The organism is Frigoribacterium sp. Leaf263 (assembly GCF_001422285.1).
In the GTDB taxonomy this organism is placed as follows: Bacteria; Actinomycetota; Actinomycetes; order Actinomycetales; family Microbacteriaceae; genus Frigoribacterium.
The window spans coordinates 54,938-67,628 of sequence record NZ_LMMO01000003.1; the positions used below are offsets into that span (position 1 = coordinate 54,938).

A 12,691-nucleotide genomic window follows, 5' to 3' on the forward strand; every position below is an offset into this window, starting at 1 on the left:
GATCGAGGCCGTGGCGAAGACGAAGACAACCAAGGCCCGACGCGGCGGACGACCCGGTGGGCGTCCCGGCAGACAGCCCGTCCGACGGGTCACCGCGCGCGACTGGATCGGCGGAGCGCGTCTGCGGACCCTGCCTCTGGCCGTCGCACCCGTCGCTCTCGGCACCGGCGTCGCCGAGGCCAACGGGTCGAGCGACCTCCTGCTGGCCGTGCTCTGCCTCGTCGTCGCGGTCTTCCTGCAGATCGGCGTCAACTTCGCCAACGACTACTCCGACGGCATCCGGGGCACCGACGCGTTCCGGGTCGGCCCGTCGCGACTGACGGCGTCGGGCGGTGTCCGCCCCCGCACGGTCCTGCGCGTCGCGCTCGTCTCGTTCGCCGTCGCCGCCGTGGCCGGTCTGGCCGTCGTCGTGCTGTCCGGTCACTGGTGGCTCCTGGCGGTCGGGGCCGCGGCCGTCGTCGCCGCCTGGTTCTACACCGGCGGAAAGCGCCCCTACGGCTACAACGCCCTCGGCGAGGTCTTCGTCTTCGTCTTCTTCGGCCTCGTGGCGACGGTGGGCACGACGTTCGTGCAGCTCGGTCGGTTCCCGGCCGACGCGTGGATCGCCGGCGTCGCCGCGGGCCTGTTCGCCTGCGCCGTGCTGATGGTCAACAACATCCGCGACATCCCGCAGGACACGGCCGCTGGTAAGCGGACCCTCGCCGTCGTGGTCGGCGATCCGGTGGCCCGGGCCCTGTACGCGCTGTTCCTGCTGCTGCCGTTCCTGATCCTGGCGTACTTCGGCTTCCTGTACTTCGACGCCCCGTACGTCTATTTCACCCTGCTGGCCGCCATCCCCGCCGCGATCATCGGCGTCACCGGGCGCACGCCGCGCGAGCTCATCCTCGCGCTGCAGCTGTCGTCGCTGACGTCGCTGCTGTGGGCCCTGGCCCTCTCGGCGGTCCTGTACTTCTAGCGGACGGTCTGATCGCCGTCGAGGTCCGAGCCGGACCGGCGGATCTCCTCGTCCTCGGCGATGTCGTCGCCGTGCCGGGTCTCGGGCTTCGCCCGTCGCGCGGCCAGATCGAGGGCGACACGGCGACGGAGCGGCGCGAAGAAGATGTACGAGACGCAGAGGCCGACGACCGCCGCGACGACGGTCGCGATGAAGGGGTCGATGCGGATCACGAGCAGCACGGCCAACGCCACCGCGAAGATGCCCAGACGGATGAACGTGTACTTGACCCAGGGATTCACGCGGCGATTCTACGCAGGCCGAGCCGTGCGATCGCCGGGCGCATCACAGGTCGGACACGGAACGGCCGACGGTCAGGAACCCCACCGGGACGACGCATATAGTCGACGCATGGTGAGGTTGTACGTCGTCGGCATCGTGATCGCCGCTGCCTTCATCATCTACGCGCTGGTCGACTGCCTGTTCGCCGACGCCTCGCGATTCCGGGCGCTGAACAAGCCCCTCTGGGCCGTCATCATCGTGGTGCTGCCGGTCATCGGCGCGGTGCTGTGGTTCCTGCTCGGGAAGACCCGCAAGAACGGGCAGCCCGAGCGCCGCCGCTTCGTGGCACCCGACGACGATCCCGAGTTCTCGGGTCGCTCGGCGTCGACGATCAGCGATCTCGACCGCGAGACGACCGACGAGCGCATCCGGCGCCTCGAGCAGGAGCTCTCCGAGCTCGACGACGACGGCAAGACCGGCACGGCGTAACCGGCCGTGTCGTACGGAACCGACGATCCCACGAGCGGCAGTCCGGCCACCGACTACGCCGTCGAGCTGCTGTCGGCGCTGATCGACGCTGGCGTGCGCGAGATCGTGCTCAGCCCCGGGTCCCGTTCGCAGGCCCTCGCGCTGGTCGCCGCCGACCTCGAGCGCGCCGGCAGGGTCCGCCTGCGCGTGCGCATCGACGAACGGTCGGCGGCGTTCCTCGCCCTCGGCCTGGCCGTCGAGAGCGGATCGCCGACGGCGATCATCACGACGTCGGGCACCGCCGTCGCGAATCTGCATCCGGCCGTGCTCGAGGCCCATCACTCCGGCGTCCCCCTGGTGCTCCTGACCGCCGACCGTCCCACCGAGCTCCGCGGCATCGGCGCCAATCAGACGACCCACCAGCCGGGGCTCTTCGGCCGCGCGGTCGCGTTCGTCCGCGACGTCGAGGCACCCGTCGACAGGCCGGTCGACGTCGCCGCGGTCCGCGCGCTGGCCTCCGACGCCGTCTCGGCCTCCCTCGGGCACCGACCGGCCGCGGGCGACGCCTCGTTCGGCGATCTCCCGGCACCCGGCCCCGTGCAGATCAACGTGGCCTTCCGCGAACCGCTGTCGGCTCCGGTGGTGCGACTGGCCGAAGCCCGTCCCGACCCCGTGACCCGCGCCTCCCCGGTGTCCCGTCTGCGGCTGACCGTCGACACGGCGCCGGCCACCCTCGTCGTCGCCGGGCACGCGGCGACGGACGAGGCCGAGCGGGTCGCGAGGGCCCTCGGAGCGCCCCTCGTCGCCGAGGTCTCGAGCGGCGCCCACTTCGGACCGAACCTCGCCCTCGGGTACCGAACGCTGCTCGGTGAGCGCGCGTTCGGGGGCGCCGTGCGTCGCGTGGTCGTCTTCGGGCACCCGACGCTGACCCGGCAGGTGCCCGCACTCCTGCGTCGCTCCGACGTCGAGGTCGTCGTCGTGCGCGGATCCGCGCCCGAGGCCTACGACCCGGGGCGTGACGCCACCGTCGTCGACGCCGTCGACGTGCCCGACGACGACCGACCCCACGGTCGGCATCAGGCCGAGGTCGTCGCGGGTCCTCCCGCCGACGGGCCCGGCGCCGAGGGTCCGAGCGCCGACGACCGGGCCCATCGCGCGTGGGTCGGCCGGTGGGTCCAGGCCGGGCGACTCGTGGTCGGGGACGACGAGTCGGCTCCCGACCTCGGGTCCGCCACCAGCGACGAGCCGTCCGAGCGGGCGGCGTTCCTCCGGGGCGAGGTGGCCCTCCTGCGGCGCGAGGTGTCACGTCGCGCCCTGGCCGAGACCCTCTGGCGGGTCACCTGGCCTCACGACCGGCTCGTGCTCGGAGCGTCGAGGCTCATCCGCGAGGTCGACGAGGTCGTCCCCGGCAAGCGCATCCCCGTGCACGCCAATAGAGGGCTCGCGGGCATCGACGGCACGATCGCCACGGCGACCGGCATCGCCTACGCCAGCCAGCTCGACGAGACCCGCCCGGGCGTCACGCGCGTGCTCGTCGGCGATCTGACGCTGCTGCACGACGTCGGCTCGATGCTCTTCGGCGTCGGCGAGGTCCGCCCGCGACTGCAGGTGGTCGTGGGCAACGACGGCGGGGGCACGATCTTCGACGGCCTCGAGGTCGCCGCCTCGGCCCCTGCCGACGCGATGACCCGGGTGCAGTTCACCCCGCAGAGCGTCGATCTCTCGTCGCTGGCGGCGGCCTACGGCTGGCAGTACTCGAAGGCCGGTACGCGGGCGGAGCTCGATCGCGATCTGGCCCGTCGGTGGGACGGACCCGTGCTCATCGAGGTGCCGCTCGCCCGCTGAGCCGGCCCGGCCCGTCGCCGAGACCGCGTCGTAGGCTCGGCACATGGCCAAGACCTGGACGACCCCTCCCGCCGAATCCCTCCGAGCCGACGAGACGGTCGACCTGGGGGCGATCGACCCGTCGTCGACGCCGGGATTCGCGGGCGACAAGCAGTACGCCGCGCAGTCCCTCGAATCGGGTCGCGACACCCTCGGCGATCTCCAGGAGCGCTTCTTCGCCGGCAGCCGCCACGGGGGCGACAAGGGCTCCGTCCTGCTCGTCCTTCAGGGAATGGACACCGCGGGCAAGGGCGGCATCGTCCGTCACGTCGTCGGCGCCGTCGACCCGCAGGGAGTCGCCCATCACGCCTTCAAGACGCCTACGGAGGAGGAGCTGGCGCACGACTTCCTGTGGCGTGTCCGTCGTGAGCTGCCGGGCCCGGGCATGATCGGCGTCTTCGATCGCTCGCACTACGAGGACGTCCTGATCGGCCGGGTCCGCCGTCTCGCGTCGCCCGACGAGATCGAGGCCCGGTACGACGCCATCGTCGCGTTCGAGCGCGAGCTCGCGGAGGCCGGCACGACGGTCGTCAAGGTCATGCTCCACATCTCGTCGGACGAGCAGAGGTCGCGGCTGCGCGAGCGCCTCGACCGACCGGAGAAGAACTGGAAGTACAACCCCGGCGACCTCGACGAGCGCCTCCTCTGGAACGACTACCAGGAGGCCTACCAGACCGCGATCCGGCGCACGTCGACCGATGCCGCTCCGTGGTACGTCGTCCCCGCCGACCGGAAGTGGTACGCCCGCGTGGCCGTCCAGCGCCTCCTGATCGACGCTCTGGCCGCGCGGCGCCCGGAGTGGCCCGCGGCCGAGTACGACGTCGACCTCGAGCGCACGCGGCTGTCCTCGACATGATCGACGCGGGTCTCCTCACGTCCTGACCCGACCCGCCCCGCCCCGCGTCTCAGCGAGAGGGTGAGCGCAGGGCCGCCCCCGTGTCGCGGGGCAGGCGGAGCCCCTCGACGACGCTCACCAGGGCGAGCGCCGCGAGGACGACGAGGGCGATCCGGTAGCCCGTCGGATCGCCGGGGCCGCTCGTGCCGAGGGCGCCGTCCGCCACGCGCACCACGAGCGCCGTGACCGCGACGCCGAGCCCGACGGCGAGCTGACCGGTGATCGACGACAGCGTGTTCGCCGACCCGAGACGCTCGGGCGGGACGTCCGCGAACTGCAGCGTGTTGTACGCGGTGAAGCCGACGGAGCGGAAGACGCCGCTGGCCAGCAGCACGAGAGCGATCAGGACGGGCGGGGTGTCGGCGGAGACGAGGGCGGCGCCCACGAAGGTCGCGGCGAGCCCGACGGTCGACACCGTCACGATCGGGATGACGGCGAAGCGCCGCAGCAGCGGGGTCGTGAAGGGCTTGACGCCGAGGTTCCCCACGAAGACCCAGGTGAGCATGAGCCCCGCCTCCGTCGGCGACCACCCGAAGCCGTCCTGCAGCAGCAGCGGCACGACGAACGGGACCCCGTTCACCACCGCCCGGTAGACGGATCCGCTCAGGTTCGTCACGCGGAACGACGGGATGCGGAACGCGCCGAGGTCGAGCAGCGGATGCGCCACCCGTCGGAACCACCTCGAGGCCGCGACGACGAGCAGCACCGCCACGACGAGCAGCCCGGCCCCGCTCACGGCCGACGCGCCGGCGCCGAGCAGCTCGAACGCGACGACCCCGGCCACGATGGCGGCCACGACGAGACCGAGCCCGACCCCGTCGAGCCGCGCGCGCGGGGCGCGGGGCAGCACGGGGACGACCCGCCATGCGGCGATCAGCAGAGCGGCCCCGACCGGGACGTTGACCAGGAAGACCCACTCCCAGCCGAGGTTCTCGGTCAGCAGTCCGCCGACCAGGGGCGCGATGACCGGCGCGACCAGGGCGGGCCAGGTGAGGTAGGCGATGGCGCGGATCAGCTCGGACTTCTCGGTGCTCCGCAGCACGATCAGACGGCCGATCGGCACCATCATGCTGCCCGCGAGCCCTTGAACGGCTCGGGCGGACGTCAGCTGCACGAGGTCGCCGCTGACGGCGCAGGCGAGCGACGCGAGCGTGAAGAGGACGATGGCGGCGAGGAACACGCGCCGGGCGCCCCACCGGTCGGCGAGCCAGGCGCCCAGGGGGATGAACGCGGCGACCGCGACGAGGTAGGCGGTCACGGCGATGCCGACCTCGGCCGGGACGACGGCGAAGTCGTCGGCGATCGACGCGGTGGCCGTCGACAGGATGGTGGCGTCGAGGTTCTCCATGAAGAACGCCGCAGCCACCACGAGGGCCACCGGTCGCGACCACGACGGCGTCGCCGCCTCCGGCGCGGTCGCCGAGGGCGGGCCGGGATCCCGAGGAGGCGCGGGTGGCGTCACTGCGAGAACGCCCCCACCACGGGTTGGAACTTCATCCGCGTCTCGGCGACCTCGCGATCGGGGACGGAGTCGACGACGACGCCGGCGCCCGCGAAGGCCCGCACGGTGCCGTCGGGGTGCACCTGCGCGCATCGCAGGGCGATCGCCCACTCGCCGTCGCCGTCGGCGCCGACCCAGCCGACGGGGCCGGCGTAGCGACCGCGGTCGAACGGCTCCAGCTCCCGGATCAGGGCCAGCGCCTCCGGCGTGGGGGTGCCGGCGACGGCAGCGGTCGGGTGGAGCGAGGCGATGAGGTCGAGGGAGCTCGAGCCGTCCGTGAGACGACCGCGGACGTCGCTGGCCAGATGCCAGAGGTTCGGCAGCTTGAGCGTGAACGGCTGCTCGGCGGTGACGATCCCGTCGGCGTGCCGCCCGAGCGAGAGCAGCAGGCTGCGCAGAGCGTACGAGTGCTCGTCGAGGTCCTTGGGGGAGGTCGCGAGAGCGTGGGCGGCGCGTTCGTCGCTCGTCGCGTCGACGCCCCGGGCGGCGCTGCCGGCGAGGACCCTGGCGGTGACCTCGCCGCGCTCGGTCCGGACGAGCGTCTCGGGGCTCGCGCCGATGAGTCCGTCGACGGCGAAGGTGTAGCAGTCGGGATAGGCCGTGAGGAGCGTCGCGGCGACCAGTCGCAGATCCGCCTCCGCCGGGATCCGGCCCACCAGGTCGCGGGCCAGCACCACCTTGCTGACCTCGCCCCGCCCGATGGCCTCGACCGCTCGGGCGACCGCATCGGCGTAGCCGTCGGCGGGCAGGGCGCCGTCGGACAGCCGGAGGCGGACGGAGGCGCCCACCGGCGTGGCCGCGGGCGTCTCGGCTCCGTCGACCCGCGTGATCCAGGCCACGCCGTCGCGACGGCCGAGGACGATGTGCGGCACGATCAGGACGCTGGTGTCGGTCGACTCGTCGTCGAAGGCGAACGAGCCGAACGCGATCAGGCCGCTGCCGGGCACGCCCACCTCGTCGTCCACCGAGGCTCGTGCGGCGACCGCGCGCCAGGCGTCGGCGGCGTCCGTCATGCGGGTCGGGCCGGTGAACTCGAGGCGGAGGGCCTCGCCGATCCCGGCCATGCCGGCGCCGCCCCGGACGAAGACCAGGGGGTTCCTGCGGTCGACGACGTCGAGGAGGGGGCTGATGTGGTCGATCCGCGTGCTGCGGACGGACAACGACGGGGCTCGGAACGACGGGAGGTCCACCGCGACAGACTACTCGCGTGGCGTCCGCGGCACTCGGGCGATGCACCGGCCGTGCCGGTAGGATCGCTCATCGTGACCAAGGCCGACATGAACAAGCAACCCTCAGAGGTCGCGTCGATGTTCGACGGCGTCGCCGCGAACTACGATCGCACGAACGACGTGCTCTCGGCGGGCAACGCCGTCCTGTGGCGGATCGCCACCGTGAAGGCCATCGGCGCGGGCCCCGCCGACAAGGTGCTCGACATCGCCGCCGGCACCGGGACGAGCTCGGCCGCCATCGCCAAGCGGGGCGCGGAGGTCGTCGCGCTCGACTTCAGCCACGGCATGGTCGAGGTCGGTCGCACGCGCCACCCCGAGCTCGAGTTCGTGGAGGGCGACGCCGAGAAGCTGCCGTTCGACGACGCCACCTTCGACGCCGTCACGATCTCGTTCGGGCTGCGCAACGTCAACCGGCCGCAGGTGGCGCTCGCCGAGATGAACCGGGTGCTGAAGCCCGGCGGCCGCCTCGTGGTCTGCGAGTTCTCGACGCCCCCGTTCGGGCTCCTGCGCGCCGCCTACCGCGCCTACCTCCGATTCGGCATGCCGTTCATCGCCCGCTTCGCGAGCAGCAACGGCCCGGCCTACAGCTACCTCGCCGAGTCGATCGCCCAGTGGCCCGAGCAGCAGGTGCTCAGCCAGTGGCTCCGCGGAGCCGGGTTCAGCCGCGTCGCCTACCGCAACCTCTCGTTCGGCATCGTGGCCCTGCACCGCGGTCGCAAGCCGTCCGCCCCGTCGACCCGCGCCTCCTCGAAGAAGCGGGCGACCTCGTGAGCGCGGGTGGGCCGACGACCCACCGCAACAGCCTCGGCTCATCGCTCGGGCTCGGCGAGAAGCTCTTCGCGACACCGGCCGAACGGCGCTTCGTCGCCGCCGTCGACGACGGCCTCGAGCTCGTCGAGGAGGGGCTCCTTCGCGAGATCGCCTTCGCCGACGAGATCGCCGACGCGACGACCCGCTACCTCCTGGCCGCCGGCGGCAAGCGCGTGCGACCGACCCTCACCCTGCTGATCGCGCAGCTCGGCGACGGCGCGACGCCCGGCATCGTCGCCTCGGCGCAGGCGACCGAGATCACCCACCTGGCCTCGCTGTACCACGACGACGTGATGGACGAGGCGCAGATGCGCCGCGGAGTCCCCAGCGCGCAGAGCGTCTGGGGCAACAACGTCGCCATCCTCAGCGGCGATCTGCTCTTCGCCCGGGCCAGTACGATCGTCTCCGGTCTCGGACAGGAGGCGATCCTGCTGCAGGCCGAGACGTTCGAGCGGCTCTGCCTCGGTCAGCTCCACGAGACGATCGGCCCCCGCGAGGGTGACGATCCGATCGCGCACTACATCGACGTGCTCGCCGACAAGACCGGCTCGCTCATCTCGACGGCCGCACGCGCCGGCGTGATGTTCAGCGGCGCACCCCGCGAGTACCTGGCGCCCGTCGCCGAGTTCGGCGAGAAGATCGGCATCGCGTTCCAGCTGATCGACGACGTCATCGACCTGTCCGACCAGCCGGCCGAGACCGGCAAGAAGGCCGGCACCGACCTCCGCGCCGGGGTCGTCACCCTGCCGGTGCTGTACCTCCGCGAGCTCGCCCGGACCGACCTCGAGGCGTCCGCCCTCCTCAGCGAGATCGACCGCATCGTCGAGGCCACTCACGGCGAGGCCGACCCCGACGTCGACCAGAGCTCGCGACTCGAGGCCGAGACGACCCTCGACGACGAGTTCGCCGACGTGGTCCGCCGACTGCGCGAGCACGACGTCACCGAGCGCACGCGTCTCGAGGCCCACCGGTGGGCCAACGAGGCGCTCGAGGCCCTGTCGTCTCTGCCGTCGGGCCCCGTCAAGAAGGCCCTCACCCGCTTCGCCGACCGCGTGGTCGAGCGCTCCGCCTGACCGGCGCCGCGCCTCCTCGTCGCCACCCGCGACACAGCCCACCCGCTCGCACCGCCGAGCCCCTCAGGATGAGAGAGAACACCGTGACCACCTTGCGACTGGCCATCGTCGGAGCCGGACCCGCCGGCATCTACGCCGCCGACATCCTGCTGAAAGCCCAGAAGGGGTTCGACGTCCAGATCGACCTCTTTGAGCAGCTGCCCGCCCCCTACGGCCTGGTCCGCTACGGCGTCGCGCCCGACCACCCGCGCATCAAGGGCATCGTCAACGCCCTCCGCGACGTGCTCGACAGCGGCGACATCCGCGTCTTCGGCAACGTGCGCTACGGCGCCGACATCAGCCTGGACGACCTCAAGAAGCACTACAACGCCGTGATCTTCTCGACGGGCGCCATCCGCGACGCCGACCTCGACGTCCCCGGCATCGAGCTCGAGGGCAGCTACGGAGCAGCCGACTTCGTCAGCTGGTTCGACGGGCACCCCGACGTCCCGCGCACCTGGCCGCTCGACGCGTCGTCGGTGGCCGTCGTCGGAGTCGGCAACGTCGCCCTCGACGTCTCGCGGATCCTCGCGAAGCACGCCGACGACCTCCTTCCGACGGAGATCCCCGACAACGTCTACGAGGTGCTCAAGGCCTCGCCGGTCACCGACGTGCACGTCTTCGGTCGCCGCGGACCGGCTCAGGTCAAGTTCACGCCTCTCGAACTGCGCGAGCTCGGCGAACTGCGCGACGTCGACATGATCGTCTACGACGAGGATTTCGATCACGACGAGGCCTCGAAGACGGCCATCGCGACCAACAAGCAGGTCTTCGTGATGGACAAGGTGCTGAACCAGTGGCGTCAGCGCGAGGTCGGACAGGCCTCGCGGCGTCTGCATCTGCACTTCTACGCGAAGCCCGTCGAGATCGTCGGCGACGACGAGGGCCGCGTCTCGGCGTTCCGATACGAGCGCACCCGGCCCGACGGCCAGGGCGGCGTGGAGGGCACGGGCGAGATGCGCGACGTCCCCGTGCAGGCCGTGTACCGCGCCGTCGGCTACTTCGGATCGCCCCTCGACGGCATCCCCTTCGACGAGCGCCGCGGGGTCATCCCGAACCACGAGGGCCAGGTGATGGACGACGACAACCAGATCGTCCCCGGCGTCTACGCCACCGGCTGGATCAAGCGCGGCCCGGTCGGCCTCATCGGTCACACGAAGAGCGACGCGATGGAGACCGTCTCGCACGTCATCCGCGATCAGGCGAGCTGGTGGCAGCCGAGCGAGCTCGGTCCCGACGCCGTCCCCGCGCTGCTCGCGGCTCGCTGCGTCGAGTTCACCGACCTCGACGGATGGCACCGCCTCGACGAGCACGAGCAGGCGCTCGGAGCGGCGCACGAGCACGAGCGCGTCCGCGTCAAGGTCGTGCCCCGCGACGAGATGGTCCGCGTCTCGCGTGCGGACGAGGCGCGCACCGCCTGACCCGCGCCTCCTCGGTCTCCTCCGCGGGCCGCTCGCGACCTCCATGGCCGCGAGCGGCCCGTGGCGTGAACGGCGTCACCGGCGTCGGAGGGGATGGCTAGGCTGTCTCCCATGGCAGACAGTTCCTTCGACGTGGTCAGCAAGGTCGACAAGATGGAGGTCGACAACGCCCTCCACCAGGCGCAGAAAGAGATCGAGCAGCGCTACGACTTCAAGAACGTGGGCGCCTCGGTCGACTACAGCGGCGAGAAGCTGCTGCTCAAGGCGAACACCGAGGAGCGCGTCAAGGCCGTCCTCGACGTGCTCGAGTCGAAGTTCATCAAGCGCAGCATCAGCCTGAAGCACCTCGACGCAGGCGATCCCTTCGCCAGCGGCAAGGAGTACCGCATCGAGGCCGCCCTGAAAGAGGGCATCGAGCAGGATCAGGCGAAGAAGATCGGCAAGATCATCCGCGACGAGGCGCCGAAGAGCGTCAAGAGCCAGATCCAGGGCGACGAGCTGCGCGTCCAGTCGAAGAGCCGCGACGACCTCCAGGCGACGATGGCTCTCCTGAAGAAGGCCGACCTCGAGGTCGACCTGCAGTTCGTCAACTTCCGGTAGTCGATGGAGCTGCCGACGTGGGTGGCCCCCACCCTCGCGGTCATCGGTCTCGTCGTCGACATCGCGATCCGGGTGTTCGCCATCGTCTACGTGCCCATCAACCGGCGTCCCCAGACGGCCACCGCGTGGCTGCTCGCGATCTTCCTGATCCCCTACGTCGGCTTCATCGTCTTCCTGCTCGTCGGCAGCAGGCGCCTCCCGCGTCGCCGCCGCGAGAAGCAGGCCGAGATCAACAAGTACATCGTCGAGACCACCGAGGGCATCGAGCGGGTCAAACGCGACCACCCCTGGCCCGCATGGCTCGACACGATCGTCGAGCTGAACCGCAAGCTCGGTGCGATGCCCCTCGTCGGCGGCAACACCGCCGAGCTGCACTCCGACTATCAGGAGTCGATCGACGCCATGGTCGCCGCCGTCGACGGCGCCGAGCGCTGGGTGCATGCCGAGTTCTACATCACGAGCGTCGACGCCACGACCGAGCCCTTCTTCGTCGCCCTCGAGAACGCGCGTCGTCGTGGCGTCACGGTGCGCCTCCTGATGGATCACATCGCGAGCCGGGGGTACCCGGGCTACCGCAGGACCCGCAAGCGCCTCGATCGCATCGACGTCGACTGGCGACTGATGCTGCCCGTGCAGCCCTTCAGAGGCCGCTACCAGCGGCCCGACCTGCGCAACCACCGCAAACTGCTGGTGATCGACGGTCTCGTCGCCTTCGCCGGATCGCAGAACATGATCGACCGGGGTTACCAGAAGCGCAAGAACCGCCGCCGCGGGCTCGCCTGGAAGGACTTCATGGTCCGCTTCGACGGTCCGATCGTGGCCGGCATCAACGCGCTGTTCGTGACCGACTGGTACAGCGAGACGGACGAGCTGCTGCTCCGCGAGACCGACCCGGTGCACGTCGCCGACTCGACCGAGACGATCGACTGCCAGGTGGTGCCGAGCGGGCCCGGCTTCGACGGCGAGAACAATCTGCGGCTGTTCAACTCGCTCCTCTACAGCGCCCAGGACCGCATCATCTTGACGAGCCCCTACTTCGTCCCCGACGAGTCGATGCTCTACGCCGTGACCACGGCGGCGCAGCGCGGCCTCGACGTGCAGCTGTTCGTGAGCGAGATCGGCGACCAGCCCGTGGTGTACCACGCGCAGCGCTCGTACTACGAGGCGCTGCTGCGAGCCGGGGTCCGCATCTTCCTGTACCGATCGCCCACGGTCCTGCACGCCAAGCACATCACGATCGACGACGAGGTCGCCGTCGTCGGGTCGAGCAACATGGACATGCGCTCCTTCAGCCTCAACCTCGAGATCTCGATCATGATCCGGGGCCGCCGATTCGTCCGTCAGCTGCGCGAGGTCGAGCAGGAGTACCGCGACGCCAGCCGGGAGCTCCTCCTCGACGACTGGCTGACCCGCCCCTTCCGCTCGAAGGTGCTCGACAACGTCGCCCGTCTCACCTCCGCGGTGCAGTGACACGCTGAGCGTGCCCGTGGTCGGCGCGAGGTCCAGAAGGCTGTATATTTGTCTGGCGCCTCCGGTCGGTGAACACATGGGCTGG

At 71.1% G+C, this 12,691-nt stretch carries 12 protein-coding genes; 9 read left to right on the forward strand and 3 right to left on the reverse strand.

Annotated features, from left to right (window positions below; all coding sequences use genetic code 11):
- Positions 1-10 precede the first annotated feature (10 nt).
- Positions 11-955: a 1,4-dihydroxy-2-naphthoate polyprenyltransferase gene (locus tag ASF17_RS04305; RefSeq protein ID WP_235476367.1), complete on the forward strand. Its 945-nt coding sequence runs from the start codon at positions 11-13 to the stop codon at positions 953-955.
- On the opposite strand, the gene ASF17_RS04310 is transcribed toward ASF17_RS04305, so the two are convergent.
- Positions 952-1,236, reverse strand: coding sequence for a DUF4229 domain-containing protein (locus tag ASF17_RS04310; protein WP_055795754.1), 285 nt, complete (start codon positions 1,234-1,236; stop codon positions 952-954). The two genes, ASF17_RS04305 and ASF17_RS04310, sit on opposite strands and share 4 nt — an antisense overlap.
- 109 nt (positions 1,237-1,345) lie before the next feature.
- On the opposite strand from ASF17_RS04310, the gene ASF17_RS04315 reads away from it, so the two are divergent.
- From ASF17_RS04315 to ASF17_RS04325, 3 genes are read left to right on the forward strand one after another with little or no spacing between them, the layout of a single operon-like run.
- The gene (locus ASF17_RS04315) at positions 1,346-1,705 is read left to right on the forward strand and encodes a PLD nuclease N-terminal domain-containing protein (RefSeq protein ID WP_055795756.1); all 360 of its coding nucleotides are present in this window, start codon (positions 1,346-1,348) and stop codon (positions 1,703-1,705) included.
- 6 nt (positions 1,706-1,711) lie between these two features.
- Positions 1,712-3,529: a 2-succinyl-5-enolpyruvyl-6-hydroxy-3-cyclohexene-1-carboxylic-acid synthase gene (gene menD, locus ASF17_RS04320; RefSeq protein WP_055795759.1), complete on the forward strand. Its 1,818-nt coding sequence runs from the start codon at positions 1,712-1,714 to the stop codon at positions 3,527-3,529.
- A gap of 43 nt (positions 3,530-3,572) precedes the next feature.
- The gene (locus tag ASF17_RS04325; RefSeq protein ID WP_055795762.1) at positions 3,573-4,424 is read left to right on the forward strand and encodes a PPK2 family polyphosphate kinase; all 852 of its coding nucleotides are present in this window, start codon (positions 3,573-3,575) and stop codon (positions 4,422-4,424) included.
- A gap of 49 nt (positions 4,425-4,473) precedes the next feature.
- Here the strand turns inward: ASF17_RS04325 and ASF17_RS04330 are convergent, their stop codons facing one another.
- On the reverse strand, positions 4,474-5,925 hold the full coding sequence (locus tag ASF17_RS04330; protein ID WP_235476368.1) for an MFS transporter: 1,452 nt from the start codon (positions 5,923-5,925) through the stop codon (positions 4,474-4,476).
- Positions 5,922-7,154: an isochorismate synthase gene (locus ASF17_RS04335; protein WP_055795766.1), complete on the reverse strand. Its 1,233-nt coding sequence runs from the start codon at positions 7,152-7,154 to the stop codon at positions 5,922-5,924. Before ASF17_RS04335 ends, ASF17_RS04330 begins: the two co-directional genes overlap by 4 nt.
- Positions 7,155-7,226: 72 nt before the next feature.
- On the opposite strand from ASF17_RS04335, the gene ubiE reads away from it, so the two are divergent.
- The 5 genes from ubiE (at position 7,227) to cls (ending at position 12,606) form a co-directional block, all read left to right on the forward strand.
- On the forward strand, positions 7,227-7,964 hold the full coding sequence (gene ubiE, locus ASF17_RS04340) for a bifunctional demethylmenaquinone methyltransferase/2-methoxy-6-polyprenyl-1,4-benzoquinol methylase UbiE (protein ID WP_235476369.1): 738 nt from the start codon (positions 7,227-7,229) through the stop codon (positions 7,962-7,964).
- Positions 7,961-9,076 (forward strand): polyprenyl synthetase family protein, encoded by a 1,116-nt coding sequence (locus ASF17_RS04345; RefSeq protein ID WP_055795768.1) that lies wholly within the window; start codon positions 7,961-7,963, stop codon positions 9,074-9,076. The genes ubiE and ASF17_RS04345 overlap by 4 nt, the downstream gene beginning before the upstream one ends.
- An 83-nt stretch (positions 9,077-9,159) precedes the next feature.
- On the forward strand, positions 9,160-10,536 hold the full coding sequence (locus tag ASF17_RS04350; protein WP_055798149.1) for an FAD-dependent oxidoreductase: 1,377 nt from the start codon (positions 9,160-9,162) through the stop codon (positions 10,534-10,536).
- Positions 10,537-10,647: 111 nt separating this feature from the next.
- Entirely contained in the window at positions 10,648-11,136 is a 489-nt protein-coding gene (locus tag ASF17_RS04355) for a YajQ family cyclic di-GMP-binding protein (RefSeq protein WP_055795770.1), read from the forward strand.
- A 3-nt stretch (positions 11,137-11,139) separates the two neighbouring features.
- Complete coding sequence (gene cls, locus ASF17_RS04360) at positions 11,140-12,606, forward strand: cardiolipin synthase (protein ID WP_055795772.1); 1,467 nt, start codon at positions 11,140-11,142, stop codon at positions 12,604-12,606.
- The last annotated feature ends 85 nt before the right edge of the window (positions 12,607-12,691 follow it).